Source organism: Nocardiopsis kunsanensis DSM 44524, from assembly GCF_000340965.1.
Lineage (GTDB): Bacteria > Actinomycetota > Actinomycetes > Streptosporangiales > Streptosporangiaceae > Nocardiopsis > Nocardiopsis kunsanensis.
Map to the genome: position 1 here is coordinate 49,158 of NZ_ANAY01000014.1, position 15,436 is coordinate 64,593.

General features: G+C 66.9%; 14 protein-coding genes. 9 read left to right on the forward strand and 5 right to left on the reverse strand.

Annotation, left to right across the window (positions count from 1 at the left end; all coding sequences use genetic code 11):
- Positions 1–401: 401 nt before the first annotated feature.
- The 3 genes from D456_RS23995 (at position 402) to D456_RS0111305 (ending at position 2,385) form a co-directional block, all read left to right on the forward strand.
- Positions 402–1,238 carry a helix-turn-helix domain-containing protein gene (locus D456_RS23995; RefSeq protein WP_272980393.1) on the forward strand — a complete coding sequence of 279 codons (837 nt, stop codon included), beginning with the start codon at positions 402–404 and terminating at the stop codon, positions 1,236–1,238.
- Positions 1,235–1,447, forward strand: coding sequence for a DUF397 domain-containing protein (locus tag D456_RS25610; protein WP_086002083.1), 213 nt, complete (start codon positions 1,235–1,237; stop codon positions 1,445–1,447). The genes D456_RS23995 and D456_RS25610 overlap by 4 nt, the downstream gene beginning before the upstream one ends.
- Before the next feature lie 275 nt (positions 1,448–1,722).
- Positions 1,723–2,385: a histidine phosphatase family protein gene (locus D456_RS0111305; protein WP_017576295.1), complete on the forward strand. Its 663-nt coding sequence runs from the start codon at positions 1,723–1,725 to the stop codon at positions 2,383–2,385.
- A gap of 61 nt (positions 2,386–2,446) precedes the next feature.
- On the opposite strand, the gene D456_RS27465 is transcribed toward D456_RS0111305, so the two are convergent.
- Complete coding sequence (locus D456_RS27465) at positions 2,447–2,584, reverse strand: hypothetical protein (RefSeq protein ID WP_017576296.1); 138 nt, start codon at positions 2,582–2,584, stop codon at positions 2,447–2,449.
- A gap of 208 nt (positions 2,585–2,792) precedes the next feature.
- Positions 2,793–3,128, reverse strand: coding sequence for an ArsR/SmtB family transcription factor (locus tag D456_RS0111315; RefSeq protein ID WP_017576297.1), 336 nt, complete (start codon positions 3,126–3,128; stop codon positions 2,793–2,795).
- A 139-nt stretch (positions 3,129–3,267) separates the two neighbouring features.
- Between D456_RS0111315 and D456_RS0111320 the strand changes: the two genes are divergently transcribed.
- On the forward strand, positions 3,268–4,281 hold the full coding sequence (locus D456_RS0111320) for an LLM class flavin-dependent oxidoreductase (protein WP_017576298.1): 1,014 nt from the start codon (positions 3,268–3,270) through the stop codon (positions 4,279–4,281).
- Positions 4,282–5,818: 1,537 nt separating this feature from the next.
- On the opposite strand, the gene D456_RS0111325 is transcribed toward D456_RS0111320, so the two are convergent.
- Complete coding sequence (locus D456_RS0111325) at positions 5,819–7,168, reverse strand: lipase family protein (protein ID WP_017576299.1); 1,350 nt, start codon at positions 7,166–7,168, stop codon at positions 5,819–5,821.
- A gap of 312 nt (positions 7,169–7,480) precedes the next feature.
- Between D456_RS0111325 and D456_RS0111330 the strand changes: the two genes are divergently transcribed.
- The 4 genes from D456_RS0111330 (at position 7,481) to D456_RS0111340 (ending at position 11,900) form a co-directional block, all read left to right on the forward strand.
- Positions 7,481–8,353, forward strand: coding sequence for an AraC family transcriptional regulator (locus D456_RS0111330; RefSeq protein ID WP_017576300.1), 873 nt, complete (start codon positions 7,481–7,483; stop codon positions 8,351–8,353).
- Positions 8,354–9,635: 1,282 nt separating this feature from the next.
- Entirely contained in the window at positions 9,636–10,661 is a 1,026-nt protein-coding gene (locus D456_RS27085) for an OmpA family protein (RefSeq protein ID WP_169335999.1), read from the forward strand.
- Positions 10,662–10,669: 8 nt separating this feature from the next.
- Positions 10,670–11,188, forward strand: coding sequence for a hypothetical protein (locus D456_RS26565; protein WP_152442539.1), 519 nt, complete (start codon positions 10,670–10,672; stop codon positions 11,186–11,188).
- A gap of 142 nt (positions 11,189–11,330) precedes the next feature.
- A complete protein-coding gene (locus D456_RS0111340; protein ID WP_017576302.1) occupies positions 11,331–11,900 on the forward strand; it encodes a hypothetical protein in 570 nt (189 codons plus the stop codon).
- Between the two features lie 582 nt (positions 11,901–12,482).
- Here the strand turns inward: D456_RS0111340 and D456_RS0111345 are convergent.
- On the reverse strand, positions 12,483–12,887 hold the full coding sequence (locus tag D456_RS0111345; protein ID WP_230479918.1) for a hypothetical protein: 405 nt from the start codon (positions 12,885–12,887) through the stop codon (positions 12,483–12,485).
- Positions 12,888–13,616: 729 nt separating this feature from the next.
- Here D456_RS0111345 and D456_RS0111350 point away from each other — a divergent pair.
- The gene (locus tag D456_RS0111350) at positions 13,617–13,883 is read left to right on the forward strand and encodes a GntR family transcriptional regulator (RefSeq protein WP_017576304.1); all 267 of its coding nucleotides are present in this window, start codon (positions 13,617–13,619) and stop codon (positions 13,881–13,883) included.
- A gap of 211 nt (positions 13,884–14,094) precedes the next feature.
- On the opposite strand, the gene D456_RS25025 is transcribed toward D456_RS0111350, so the two are convergent.
- Positions 14,095–15,144 (reverse strand): hypothetical protein, encoded by a 1,050-nt coding sequence (locus D456_RS25025; protein WP_152442540.1) that lies wholly within the window; start codon positions 15,142–15,144, stop codon positions 14,095–14,097.
- Positions 15,145–15,436: the final 292 nt, after the last annotated feature.

Genomic DNA, 15,436 nt, shown 5'->3' on the forward strand with positions numbered 1-15,436 from the left:
GTCCCCGCCCGTGCACCGCACCGGGGCCGACGTCACTTCGGGGGCCGTCGGCCCCGGTGACCGCCGTTCGGAGAGGGTTGCGCCAGGGGAGGGTGCGACCCCGGGACGGGGTCCGGGGAGAACGAACAAAGCCCCCGCATCCAGGGAGGAGATCGGGACGGCGCATTTGTGCCCGCCCGGAACATCACGTGTATTCACCCAGAGAAACCACACGTCCACACAACGACCGGCCGACCGAGCACGACGGCCCGGCGGGGCAACGGACATCACCCCGGGAACGCATCGCACACCGCATCGAACTTCGCAGAAGCGACATGCTGCTCACCAAAAATTACATTCCACGGGAATCTCTGATTGAACGTTGCTAGGTTGCCCACATGAAACCTTCGTTCAGCCCCACGATCCGTCGCCGCCGCCTGGCTCGTATCTTTCGTGACTTTCGTGAGGAATCCGGGAAAACATTGGAAGCGGTCTCGAAGGAGACGGGCGTCCCGAGGGCGACGCTCGGCAAACTCGAGACCGCGGAGCTGAAACGCATCCGCAGTGACCAGCTCGACGCCCTGGCATGGCTCTACGACTTCGACGACGAGACGTGGGCGAATGTGCAGCAGCTGTCCAAGGACGCGGCCGAGCGCGGCTGGTGGGCCCAGTACAAGGACCTCTACGGCCGCGGTGACCTGCCCTCCTTCGAGGTCGAGTCGTCCTTCATCCGTGTCTACGAGTCCCAGGTGATCCCGGGCCTGTTGCAGACCTCCGAGTACACGCGGGCGGTCTTCACCGGCACGAGCGCCTTCCCCGAGGACAAGATCGCCCGCCACATGGACGGGCGGCGCGAGCGCCAGGCGATCCTCGAGCGCGAGTACCCACCGGAGTACGCGGCCGTCCTGGACGAGTCCGCGCTGCGCCGCACCGCCGGCACCCCGGAGATCATGCGCAAACAGCTGCTCCACCTGGTGGACCTGGCCAAGCGCCCCCGGGTGAGCCTGCACGTACTGCCCTTCGACGCGGGCATGCACGGGGCCACCCTCGGGAGTTTCCAGATCATGGAGTTCCCCGAGCCGACCGACCCGAGCATCGGCTTCTCCGAGACGCCGACCTCCCTGGTCTTCGTCGAGGAGCGCGACGACATGCGCCGGATGGACTCGATGTGGCGCGAGGCCCACAGCGCCAGCCTGACCGCGAACCAATCCATCGAATTTCTGGAAAGAGCTATCAAAGATCTGGGGGACAAATCGTGATAACTCCCGAATTCCGCAAGTCGAGTCTGAGCGGAGCCGGGCAGAACTGCGTGGAGGCCAAGCGGGTGAGGGGCCCGGGGGCCGAGCGGGGTCCCTCCCCCAGACCCGGGGTGAAGGTCCGGGACTCCCAGCACCCGCACGAGGACCACCTCTTCTTCCCCGACCCCGAATGGGGTGCCCTCCTGGCCGGCCTCCGTTCCCCCGAATAACCCCCTCACCCCCAGGACAGAACAACGAACGCGACCAGACCCGGCCCGCGGCCCCATGGCCCCCTCTCCCCCACCGCCGGGCCCAGCCCGATACACGACGCATCCTCCTCGACCCCGCCGGGGGCCGCACGACGGCCTCCGGCACTGTCGTTCCGGGGCCCTCGGAGCCCCTGAACCTCCCCCGATCCGGCCCTCCCCTACGGCGAAAGCCACCGCACACCCACGCGCCGGACCTCGTTCACCCACTCGGGACCGGGGTGCGAGACCCTGGGGGTATGCGCGTTTACCTCCTGAGACACGGACAGACACCTTCGAACGTGGCCGGCCTGCTCGACACCGATGCACCCGGCCCCGGGTTGACACCCTTGGGTGAACGGCAGGCCGAGGCCCTCCCCGGGGCTTTCGGAGACCGCAGGCTCGACGCCCTGGTGGTCTCGACCCTGGAACGCACCCGGCTCACCGCCGGTCCTCTGGCCCACGGTCTCGGCCTGGAGCCTCTGGTCCTGGACGGGCTCCGCGAGGTCGAGGCCGGAGACCTGGAGATGTCCAGCGACCGGGCGGACCACCACACCTACGTGACGACCGCCTTCGCGTGGGCACGCGGTGACCTGGACCGCCGGATCCCGGGCGGCCCGGACGGGCACACGTTCCTGGGCCGCTTCGACCGGTCCCTGGAGCAGATCGCCTCCCGCGGTTGGGAGGACGTCGCGCTGGTCTCGCACGGTGCGGCGATCCGCTCGTGGGCCAGCGCGCGGGTGTCGGGCACCGACCTGGAGACCATCGAGCACACCCCGTTGGCCAACACCGGTCTGGTCGAGATCGAAGGCGACCCGGACGCGGGATGGCGCCTGGTGGACTGGACCAGCCGGCCGTTCGGCGGCGCCCACCTGACCACGCTGCAGGCCGACGACCCCACCGGCGAGGCCGTGGAGGCCTGAGACCACCCGAACCGGGCGCCGGCACGGGCCGGCGCCCGGCCCTCATGTGACGTGGGGCCGGTTACACGAAGAGTTCGTCGACGGTACGGACCCTGATGACCCGGCGCATCCACATGCGCAAGGTCTCCAGATCCTCACAGGAACGGATACGGCTCTCCTGCTGCTCACTGGGAGCCAGACCCCGGTCGTCCAGCAACATCAGGACCTGGTCCGCCGCCCCGGCACGCCGCCCCTGCTCAAGGCCCTACTCAAGACCCTCTTCACGGCCGAGGCCGACGTACTTGCGGGCGAAGTCGCTCTGCCACTCGTAGGTGTCCACAGACATCAAACCCTCCAGCTCCTTCCGCGCCGCTTCCTGGAGGCCGACGAGTGCATGATCATCATGCCTGATCGGCCGGCGCTTCCGCTCAGCTTTCGGTGCAGGTGAGCACGGTCTGCAACAGCCCGGGGAAGCGCGCGTCGATCTCGTCTGTGCGCAGCGAGACGAAGCAGCGTGTGCCCTCGGCACGGTTACGCAACAGTCCGGCCTCGCGCAGGATCCGCAGGTGGTGGCTGAGGGTGGATTGCGCGATGGGCAGGTCCAGGTCTCCCCACGCGCGTTCGTTCTCGGTAGTACCGGCGGCGCCTCCACACGCGGCGAGCATGCGCACGATACGCAGCCGGGTCGGCTCGGCCAGAGCGGAGAGCACCGTCACCAGTTCCACGTCGTCGACGTCGGGGTGACTGTGTGTCCTGGGGGCCAACCCGGTCCTCCTCCCGATTGCGCCGACCGTGTGTTGGCGGGCGCCCGACGTGGCGTTTGTGCGTGCAGACACCCGAGTGTACCGTCGTAATTCGATGTTCGTCGAACATCGAACATAACCGTCCGGGAGGGTCCACCACATGCCGTCCGATGTCGCACTGTCCGTGCTCGAACACGCCTCAGTCTCCGAGGGTTCCACGCCCGGGAAGTCCCTGCGCTCTGCCAGGGAGCTGGCGCAGAACCTGGAACGCTGGGGATACAAGCGCTTCTGGTTCTCCGAGCACCACAACATGAGAGCGATCTCCACCGCTGCCACTTCGGTCGCGCTCGGTTTCGTCGCCGAGGGCACCTCGACGATCCGCATCGGCTCGGGCGGGATCATGCTGCCCAACCACGCGCCGCTGGTGATCGCCGAGCAGTTCGGAACCCTGGAGTCCCTCTACCCCGGACGTGTGGACCTGGGCCTGGGCCGCGCCCCGGGCACCGACCCGCGCACGATGCGGGCGCTGCGCCGCGACCAGACCGCTTCCTCCACCTTCCCCTCCGATGTGCAGGAGCTGCAGGCCTACTTCGAGCCCGCCGCCCAGGGCCAGTCGGTGACCGCGGTGCCGGGCGAGGGCCTGCGGGTGCCGTTGTGGATCCTGGGCTCCAGCCTGTTCGGCGCGCAGTTGGCCGCCCAGCTCGGGCTGCCGTACGCGTTCGCCTCCCACTTCGCCCCGCAGGCGCTGCACGAGGCGCTGCGGGTCTACAACGCCACGTTCCAGCCCTCCGACCAGCTCGAGAAGCCCTACTCCATGGCCGGTGTGAACGTGTTCGTCGCCGACACCGACGCCGAGGCCCGCAAGCTGTTCACCACGATGCAGACGGCGTTCCTGGGTACGCTCCGCGGCTCGCGCGGTCTGCTGGCTCCCCCGGTGGAACCCTCGAGCCTGGACACGAAGTGGCGCCCGGGCGAGAAGGAGCAGCTCGACTCGATGCTGCGCTACTCCTTCGTGGGCTCGAAGGAGACCGTGAAGCCGCAGATCGAGGACTTCGTCGCGCGCACGGGCGTGGACGAGCTCATGGTCTCGACGATGATCCACGACCCGCAGGCGCGGTTGAACTCCTACCAGGGGCTCGCGGAGATCTTCGGGCTGGAGGGCCCCAACGCCTGAGGTCGCTGATGGGGGTGCAGGGTAGGGAACGTGGCCCTGCGCGGGGGGCGGGTCCGGTGGGTCGGTGGCCGGCTGGTGGACCAGTGACTGGTGGGGTGGTGCCCGGTGGACCGGTGGTAGGTGGGTGGTGTTCGTCGGAGCGTCGAGCGTAGCCCGGCCGGGGCTCCCCGCAACCCGCATCGGCGCCCCGCCACACCTGCTTCATCGCGCTGATGGTGGCGGCGTTGTGCGGGGTTCTCGCGGCGCCTCGGGGTGTGCGGTCCGCCCCTTCCCCGGGCTGTTGCGCTCTCGCCGCCGAACACCCCACGGCCGCTACCAACCATCCGCCCGAAGAAATGGGGGCCCAACCGCCAACCCCCAGGGGCGGGCCATTGCGGTCACCGCTTGCGGCGTGTGCACGGTGGCTCGCTCCTGCGGAGGCAACGGCCGGCCCCGGCCGCTCCCGGCGGCGCATGGAGGCCGGGGGCGGCAGGCGTGTGCGCAGCCACCCCAGGCCCCGCTTGCTCCCGGCAGAGCGTTGCAGCCGGATCCCACCAGCGTGGGCACCCCTGCTTCGGAGAATCTCCCCCGCCGGTGGAGCTGGAGCACACCGGGGGAGCTGGAGCGGCCCCGTGCGGGCCCCGGAGACCGAAAACCACCGTTGACAGTGCCCGCGTGGGCACCAACACCCGCCTACGGTGCCCACAAGAGCACTATCAACCGCCCGGACCGGCACCGCCTGGGCCTCGAATCTGACACCGGCAACAAGAACCACAGCCGAAGCCGGTTCCGGCAGCAATCCCCACGCGCCGAACCCCGCCCAGCCACACGCACACCCACCACCCCCGGGCCTCCACACCACAGACCAGGAACCCGGCCCCCGGGCACCGCGCACACACACCAGCCACCCCCGGCCTCAATGCCCCGCCGGGAGCAGGCGGGGCCAGACCCGAAGGGCCGTAGTTGCCCCCGCAAGGGCCCGTAGTTGCCTTCCGCAGGAGCGAACCACCCCCCACACGCCGCAAGCGGTGATCACAATGCCGCGCCCCAGGGGGTTGGTAGTTGGACCACCATTTCTTCTGCTGCCGGGGCGCCGGGGGTGGGAGGGGTTCGTCGATGAGGGTCGGGAAAGCCCGGCGCAAAGGGTCGCAGCGCACACCCCGAGGCGCCGTGAACAACCCCGCAGAACGCTGCCACCATCAGCGCAAAGAAGTAGGTGTGGGGGTGGCGCCGACGAGGGTTGCGCGAAGACCCGGCCGGGCTAGAATTCCCGACCCCGACGAACCCCCACCCCCGGCACCACAAGAAACCCCACACCCCGATCCCAAGCACCACCGAGGCCCGGGGCCATCCCGGCACCACAAGACCCCTCCACACCCATCAACGATTTGGGGCGGCGCTGGTCCACGCGGTACCGGCCCGGCCAGGGCCGCTCCGGCGGGGGACCGCAGCGCGGGGCCGCGCACCGCCCGGCGCAGGACGCGGCCGCCGCGCTCCGAGACTTGCGCGGCGGCCGCTCGATGTGGGCCCGTCCCGGGCCCGGCCTGGTCGGGTGGGGTCAGCAGGTACTCTCGGCGGGCTCACCGGCCAGGCGCTCACCCAACCATTCCTGGGCGCCTGCGGTGTCGGCGAAGAAGCTGAGCATGTGCGGCCCGGAGGAGGTCTCCACCCACTCCAGGGTCGCGCCGGCCTCGCAGTAGCTGTCGCGCATCTCCTCGGCCTGGTCGATCGGGATCACGTCGTCCCCGGTGGAGTGGTACAGGTACAGCGGGGCTTCGGGCGGGGTCCCGCCGGGCTTGTTCTCCTCGAGCCGGGCCTGCCACTCGGGCGTGCCGAGGAGGTCGACGTCGATCACGTCGTCCATGCTCTTGCCGATACCCAGCGGCAGGGTGTCGATCATGCACCCGTCCGAGACCTGGTCGAACAGGAACTGGCCGCGGGCGTTCAGGTGCTCCTCCAGCGGCAGTTCCGGGTAGGCGGCGTCGTAACCGTAGGCGGCGAACGCCAGGAAGGTGAAGTACAGGCTTCCGTCGATGTTCTCGGCGACCCGGTCCAGGTCGGCGGGCACACCGCCGGCAGCGACGCCTTCCAGGGTCAGGTCCGGTGCGTACTCGGGTTGCATCTGCCCGGCCCACACCGCTGCGCCTCCGCCCTGGGAGAAGCCGGTCACGCCCATGGGCGACCCGGTTCCGAGGTCGGCCTCGTCCAGGCGGGTGGCGGCTCGCAGGGCGTCGAGGACGGCGGCGCCCTGGGAGTGGCCGACCATGTACGTGTGCTCGCCCGGGGTGCCGAGGCCCTCGTAGTCGGTGACGACGAGGGCCTTGCCGGAGTCGACGACCTGTTTCATCATGGCGGCCTCGTAGTCGAGCCCCTGCTCGAGCCCGACCGAGGGGGCGCAGTGCGAGCCGAGCCCGTGGGTGCCGATGGCGTAGGAGACCAGAGGGCGCTCGCCCTCGCCCTCCCACGGGTCGGTCGGGACCATGACGGTTCCGGTGACGGCCATGGGCTCGCCCATGGCGTCGGTGGACAGGTACATCACGCGCCAGGTGTCGGCGGGGAAGGTGCCGATGCCCAGCGGGTCGGTCCTGGGTTCGTAGGGTTCGGCGCGGATGACGTCGCCCGGTTCGCCCTCGGGCAGTGGCTCGGGCGGTTCGTAGAAGTCGTTCTGGGCCTCGGGGCTGTGGGGGTCGGGCTGTTGGAGGTCGTCCAGAAGCTCGTAGGAGTTGTCGGCTCCGCCGAGGTCGAGGCTCTGCGGAGCCATGGCCTCGGGGTCTGCGGGGTCGGTTCCGGGGACGGTCTCGGCGGAGGCGGGACCGGCTGTGAGTGTGAGGGAAGCGAAGAGGGCGCCGGCGGCGGTGCTCGCGACCGCTGCCGTGCTCCAACGCCCGGGGCGGGGGTGTGCTCTCACGGGGTCTCCTGATCGTGTTCTGCGGCCCCTGCTGCGGGGACCTGCCACTCCACGAGCATGCGCGTGCGTGAACTGGTTCACTACTCACGAGTAACCGAAGTTCGCGTCCGTGCTCACTCAACTCCGTACAGTTCACACGCATCGGCGCTGATGGTCGGCACGGCACTCCGGCTCCTGCGAACCCTCGCCCCGCCGCGACCCGGGGGAGAATCCGGCACGGGCCGAGCGGCCTGATCGAACACGGTCGCGAACTGTCGGGTGCGTTCAGGGGTCCCCTCCGTAACTTCGGTGGTGAGCGAAGGAGGAGTCACCGTGCTGGAGAGATTGAACAAGGCACTGGAGCTGGTCGAGGTCCGGACCACCGAACCGGTGGACGCCGCGGCGATGGCCAGGGTCGCGCTCACCTCCGGGCACCATTTGCGCCGCATGTTCGCCGCCTTGGCCGGGATGCCTCTGGCCGAGTACGTGCGTCGGCGCAGGCTGACCTTGGCCGGCTCCGAGGTCGTCGGTGGCAGCCGGACTCTGCTGGAGATCGCGGTGGAACACGGTTACAGCTCCACCGAGGCCTTCTCCCGGGCCTTCCGCGCCATGCACGGGATCTCTCCCGGACAGGCCCGGCGCACCGGGGCGGTGCTCTCCTTCCAACCGCGGATGGCCTTCCGCCTCACCGTCGAAGGGAGCGAGACGATGCAGTACCGGATCGTGGACAAGGGGGACTTTCGGATCGTGGGCCCCAGAGCACGGGTCCCGATCGTCCACCTGGGCCGCAACACCGCCATGGAGGACTTCGTCCGGGGCCTGGACAAGCAGCTCCGGAGGCGGATCGCCGAGCTGTCCGACCAGGAACCCGCCGGTGTGCTGGGGGTGACGATGCCTCTGGGCCCGGACCGGGAGGAGGGCAACGAGATCGACTACTACCAGGGCGCGGCCACCTCGGCCCCAGGGGCTCAGGGCATGGAAACCCTGGAGGTGTCCGCGGGCACCTGGGTGGTGTTCCCGACCTCGGGGCCGGTCAGTGAGCACCCCCGATCCCTGCAGCGCCTGTGGGCCGATGCCTATGGCCAGTGGTTCCCCGCCAACCCCGCCTACCGGACCGTTCCGGGGCCCGAACTGCTGAAGGTGGAGTACTCCCGGGACGGAACCACCGCCGAGGCCGAATTGTGGGTGCCGGTGGAACACACCTGACCCGTTCTCGCCGGAGCCCGCACCCGGGCCCCGGCGGGACCTCGTTCCGCTCGCGGTGGATCGGCCCCGCACGAAGGGCCCCGCGCAGGGGAGAGCTGCGAGGACCCTGACGGCATGTACGGGATTCTCGGATGCGGTCCGGCCAGAAACATTCGGAGAATGCTCCGTATCCCGGCTCGCACGTCGAAGCGGGTTTTACCTCGGACGGAACGAGGATCCCTGGGGTTTTTCCTGTTCAGGGATGGCTTCCTCAAGAACGGTCCGCCGACCGTGGTTCCTCCGGCCGCAACCTGAGCGCCCCGCACGAGCAGACGTGGGGCCCGATCGAACGTCGGCCACGGATTTCGGACCCGAACACGCACCGGTTCCCCACACCTCTGGTCTCAGCTTCTTATGCCCCTCAAGAGGAGCCCGCAAGGACGCACCACCAGGCCCGGACACCGGCACGGGTCCGCGTGAGGACACCCCGGGAACCCTCCGCTGCCGGCCCGTGCTCAGGAGAGCCCGACGGAGGAAGCGGCGGACCCGAGCAGCGCTCTCACGAGCACATTCGCCCTCCCCGCAAGACACAGAACAAAGAGCGGCACAAGAACACTCGGAACCCGAACCACCGCGCTCCTCCGATGATTGTCCCCAGGTTCGGGGGAGCATGGCGCGGTGATGGGATGCATGCGAAGATGGCTCTGTTCCAACTGAATTGATTGATGTTCTCCCCCGAACGGAGACAACACCCCGCCCCACCCGGTGCCGGTGACCGTCGAGGTCCGACGGAATGCAGCTGATCATGGGGCGCCCGATGACCAGGGGGCTCGTGTGCATCCGCAGGAGCTGGTGCGAGGCACAGGAGGCCCCCCGGATGCGCCCCCGAACCAGGTGGTCCAAGTAGACCGGCACCCGGACCGGGATGGCCGCATTCGGCCACGTGTGAAGCGATATTCGGGGAAGAACACGTGGTGGTGCCGGACGACAGACCCCTCGGCTGCCACACACAGAAAACTGTCCCCTGGAGGAGCCGTTCCCCTATGAGTAAGTTTCGAGAGCTCTGGCTCAGATCCCGAACGTGCCTGGTGCCCCCACACCGGAAGAGCGACCAGGGGGCCAGCATCATCGAGTACGCCGCAGTCATCATCCTGGTAGCAGCAGTGGCCGCGGCGGTTTTCGCGATTGGCCTCCCAGAGGAAATAAGAGGTGCGATCGACGGAGCAGTATCAGAAATATTGCGCGGCGGAGGAGACAGTGAAACACCGCCAGACAGCCCCTCATGATTCACATGTGATGCACTATGAGCACCAACCGCCAAAAAAATAGCACCCTTAACGTACTAGCCATATTCCCTCTCATCGCCTCCCTCTCAGGCTGCGTTGTTGCCCCTAGCGAAACATCTAACGACGCCACATCCGACACTCAAGAGGGAAACCAAGAACAAGAAAAACCCGACAGCGAGAGCGAGAGCGAAATAATCGAAACCGCCCCGACAACTGCCACTAAACTCGGCAGCAACCTAGAAATAAGCGTTCATCCACTTGAGCTAATTAACGGTGACTTTCTTCGACTCAACCTGACACTCACAAACAATTCAGGAAGTCATTATATACTTCAAGATGCATTAAGCGACGGAGACGATCCATACTCAGCGAGCAATGCATCTCTTATTGACGCATCATCGCAAACTAGACACCTAAGCTACGACCAAGAAAATGGATCTTGCTTCTGTTCCACCGCGGACAACGGAATCGACAGCGGGGAAACTGTCAACCTTTGGGTTATTTTCCCAGCCCCTCCTGACGATGTCGAATATATGACTGTGACCACTCCAATCACACCACCCTTTCTAGACGTGCCGATCCTTGAGTCATCAGAATCGATTGAAAATGATAGTATTTCTGAACCTGAAATTACCCCACTCACCATGATTTCCGATGACATTGAACACGAAACTGGACGCCAGGAAAGCGAAGGCGACGTAAGCATCCTGCTTTCTTCAGACGTACTGTTTGACACAGGAAGCTCAGATCTCACGAATGACTCTCAGGAAATCATCGCCCAGGTAGCTTCAGAGATTGACCAATCCGAATCAAGCACCGTCCAGGTCGATGGCCATGCAGACAACACTGGTTCAGACGCTGTGAACACTCCGCTCTCTAAAGAGCGAGCCGAAGCTGTGGAAGAAGCCATCTCAGATCGAATTTCCCGAGATGGTGTATCTTTCGAAACTGAAGGACATGGCTCAGCAGACCCGATCGCCAACAACGAAACCGAAGAAGGCAAGAAAAGAAATAGGCGAGTCACTGTGACTTTTGAGAAATAGATTGACCGATGAAAAACAAAAGAGCCGCCACGGCAATAACTTGCGCACTGGCGATGCTACCCCTTGCGCTGACAGCCAATGCGAGTGCAAGCCCTCAATATAAAGAACTCGAATCACTAGGAATAGGCGAAGGTATTTCCGAAGAGGCTGATGGCCTCAAGGTCGAAGCCAATTCTGCGGAGAGAAACGGAAATGGAAACCTAGTCTCCGTAACTTGGAGCGTACAGAACTTCACAGATGACTACGTGACTTTAACATGGCTCCACGACAGATCATACACATATTCTGGCTCCTACTTCTCTGCAGTGACTGCTACGGACGAAGATTCCGGAACACTTCATCATCCAGTCATGGATGGGAACAATGAGTGCCTGTGCTCAGGAAATACATCAAGGTACTTCAATCGAGATGTCCATCCAGATGGTCAACTAACGTACTGGTCTCTCTTCTCGACACCTAGTGATGTTGAGACCTTGACCCTGGAGGTCCCCGGGTTCGAGCCCATCGAGGACATCCCCATCGACTGACCCCACCCTCCCCATCGCCACCTTGGAGACGGAGTTGAGTACCCCCACCCCCGAGAGACACGGGGACGCCCGCGGCCCCTCCGGGCTCCCTGGCGCTTCCGAGCGGCCGAGCCCCCGCCCGGGTTTCCTTTCGCGTTCCCGCATGCTCCTCGTCCGCGCACGCGCACGTGCCGGAGGCGACCGAGCCGGCCGGAACTCCGACTCCGGAGCAGCGATCCTCGAGACGGCTGCGGTCCTCATTCTCGCGGCGGCCATCATGGTGGCCGTCTACCAGCTCGAACTCAGCCGGACCTTCAACAACGCCGTCCGTCAGATGGTCTGCCTCGTCGAGGGCCCCGAGTGCGGTGAGTCCTGGACCGAGGAGGACCGCCCCGAGGAGCCCGAGAGCTACGACGGGGCGAGCGGGTCCGACAACTCCTCCGAGAACGAGTCCATCGCCATGAGGATGGCCAAGGACCACGGCTGGGAAGGCCAGGAGTGGAGCTGTCTCGACAACCTCTGGAGCAACGTCTCCGACTTCGAGCGGTCCACGGACGGCGACACCCGAGGCATCCCGGGCTACGATCCCGAGGTCCACGGCGATCATCCGCCGCCCGACGACTTCGAGGCCAGCGCGAGTTCCCAGGTCTCCTGGGGGCTGGACTACATCTCCGCTGAGCACGGGTCCCCGTGTGTGGCGTGGGCCCAGTGGGAGAACTCCCGCTCCTACTGACACCTGTCTTCTGCCGCCCCTCCCCGGTCCTCGCCGAGCGTCGGCCACCGGAGCAGATCCGGGCGAACGGTTCCGGGGGCTCCGGCGTACCGTTCCCACCGTGCCGACCCTGTGCGGGGCCGGTCGCCGTCCCCACGGCCCGAGGAAACCTCAGGGACTCTCGCGGACCGGCGCCACGAGACAGGGTCACGGGCATTGCTCGAATCGCATCCGTGACCGATGAGTTGTGCGAGCCCTCCGGAGCAACCATTCCGAAACACGCCAGGGGAACGGCTCCTGAAAAATCGACGCAACTGGTTCGAGTACCTAAAATCCGAAAAACCTATGAATCGCCCGGGCAACAACCAAAAAATGGCCCCGTGGATCGCACCACGGGGCCGCACCCGCCATTACACAATGGCTGCCTCCCCAGGGATCCCCGGGCGGTTTCATGCCTTACACACCCGGGGCTCCCTCTGGAAGTGAGCCCGGTCCACTGATATTTGTTCTCACCTGCGAACCGGGCTCGGAGGTCCGGACACGCAGGCAAGGGTCCCCAAGCTCCTGCGGTCCGGAACCGTCGACCTCGGCCCTCCCCTCCAGTCAGAGCCGCCTGGCCGACCTCCACCAGGGTTCGGGCATCGCCGACCCTTCCTTCATGGTCTCGTTCAACTGGCCCCATTCCCTCCGGGCTTTCCGCAAGGCCTGTCGGCATTCCGTGGCGCCGCCGGAGGTTCTGAGAACCTCGGAGAGAACGTCGTACCGATCAGTCACAAAAGCCCGCCCCTCATTGTCGTCCGCACCGAGCACCCGCCAGGAGAGAGGAGGCTCCTCCCCTGCACGGAGACGCACATCGAGCCGGCCGAAGAGCTCGTCGGCCGCATTCAGCCGCTCGACCGAGTGCGCTGGAAGCCCTGGTGAGAACACCATACCCGTCATAACAGCGACAAGGGAATCCAACTTCGGCTCCTCTTTCCGTCCGGAGAATTCCTCGTGGTCGAACGTCATGTGTGCCCCCAAGTGATAGGCCGAGAGCGCGCAATCGGACTCCGGGCACGCCTCCAACCCCAGCCACTTCCTGCGAAATCGCTGGTCATAGCGCTTCTTCACCCTGGAGGAAGGGGGCTCTCCTGCCAGGTCGAGGGACTCGCCCCGGGTTTGGGACGTAGACATTTCGTCTTTGGTGACGCTCCGCCACCAACCGATATGTGCATTTTCTGCCGTGTTCCGGCGTCGATCACTCACTGACTTCCCCCTCCCGAGCACAGAAAATTTTTTCCCTCGGACCATTCGGCGGTCGACCGGAGACCCCATCGGGACTCTCGAACATGAGAGTTTGGGCGAACCCCTCAGGTTCTGGCACCCAGGAGGCGGCCGCGGGAGAGACGGCGACGAGGGCGAGGGAGCGCGCGGGCGGCAGGTCAGCCGCATAGCGCCGGATCCGCCGGGAGCGGCTCCGAGGGCTCCGGGTCGTCGGCCGGGCGGAAGTACGGATCCCCGGCACCACACGGACCGGGGCGTGAGCGAACGAGTGTTCACGTGGCGCGGCAAGTAGGGTTTGCATGTCGATCTGTCCGTTCAGGTCGGCCATGGCCCCGGGACGTGCTGCTACACGTCGCCGGGGTTTCTTCATTCACCTGCTGATCTGATGGTACGTCACTCTTACCTACCCGTACATAGACTTCAACAGACTGACCCACTAGGGGCCATTGACCTCCGCCCAGCCATGCTCTTCACATGGACTTGCCGAGTGGCTACGGGCCGAACACAGAAATCGACGACGAGGGCATGGACCCGGTGTGGAAGCAGCTTGCTGCGATCCTCCTCGCGCGTATCGACGCGGAGGTGTACCCGGCAGGCAGAGCCATCCCTTCGCTGACACAGCTCCTGCAAGAGTTCGGTGTCTCCAGAGGCACGGTGCTGAAGGCGACTGGTCATCTGGAAGACGCAGGGGTCCTACACGCTGTGCAGGGACGTGGAGTGTTCGTCCTGCCGAAGCAGTGACCACAGACCCTCCGGGCGCAGGAACTGCACCCCGAGGGCCGGCGGCCGCGGGGGCCTGTCGGCAGCCGGGAAGCAGGGGAAGGCGACTCACCGGTCGGAGCACACCTTCTTCCGAGGCCCTGGGGGACCGAGGGGCCGGGTGGGGGCCGGGGCAGCCCCGGCCCCCAGCCGGCCTTGTGCGTTCGAACTGGTGCGTGTCAGGCAGGGCCCGTCACAGGGAGCCTCCGGGGTGGCTGGGGCGCACGGACTCGTACGGCCCGGCGCCCCCGATGGACCGCTCGCTCTGGCCGGTGTGCGTGGTGCCGTTCCTCCACAGTCCGCCGATGGGCGCCCCGCAGTCGGAGCTGTTGTAGTTGAAGCTCACGCTGCCCGACATCGCGTCGACGGTGGTGACGGTCGATCCCTCCGGCCCCAGGCTGGAACCGCCTCCACCGCCGGCTCCGCCGTTGAGCACGGTCAGCTCCGCGGAGCCGCCACCGCCTCCGCCCTGGGCCCCGCCACCGCCACCACCACCTGCGGCACCGAGGTCCTCGTCGTCGGAGGGGCCGTCGGCCCCGTCCCCGCCCGCGCCACCGCTGCCGGGTGCTCCGGGGAGCCCCGCGTCCGTGGTGTCCCCGCCGGCACCGGGTGCATCGGTGGTCGCGCCTGCGCCGCCTCCCCCGAGCCCGCTGTTGTCCGAGTGGGGCCGGCCGTCCTGGCCGGTCCGACCGCCGTCTCCCCCGTTGCCTCCCGGATGGTAGGTGCCGGAGGATCCGTCATGGCCGCGGCCGGCGCCTCCACCGCCACCCGCGGCGATGATCAGGTCCTGGCCCGCGCGGGTGACCACGGTCGCGCCGCCGCCACCGCCACCGCGCAGTGTCTGGAGCCCGGAGCCGCCGGAGGTCCCTCCGTCGCCGCCGTCGCGGCCGTCGCCGCCGGTGGCCCCTCTGCCCCCGAATGCGGTCCCGGCGGTGTCCACGGAGAAGTTCTCCCCGGGACCGGCCCGCACGGTCGCGGTCACCTGGGCGGCGTGGCCGCCCGCGCTCGTTCCCGTCCGCCCGTCGGAGGCGTCGGCGCCGTTGGAGCCGGAGGCGACGATCTCGACCTCGCAGGTGGTCGACGGGTCGCCGGGCAGGGTGAAGGACAGTTCCGCGCCGTCCCGGTGGGTGTACCTCTCCGTCACGCTCTCCGCGGCGGCCGGGGCCGGGCCCGCCGCGTACAGGACCCCTGCTGCCAGGCCGATCGCCGACACAGCGCTCACGCCACGTTTGCACACAGTCATGGTGAGCACGCTAGGTAACGTACTCTCCGTCCGGGAGTAACGACACCCTGCGTTCCACGGGGGTGGAGGGCGCGGGTCGGGGTCCTGTGCCCGGGCGCCATCGGAACAGCACCACTCACCGCTTACCGGGCATGCACCATCAAAACAGTCATCAGCACGGTCGGCGCCGCTTCTTTCCTCGAACACCATCAACACACCCGGTCATCATGTCCTCAAAATTCGGCCAGGGTCTCCGGCGGCGCTTCCTCCGGCACACACGGGCGTTCGCCCCACCGTGCGCTCGGAGGCCCGC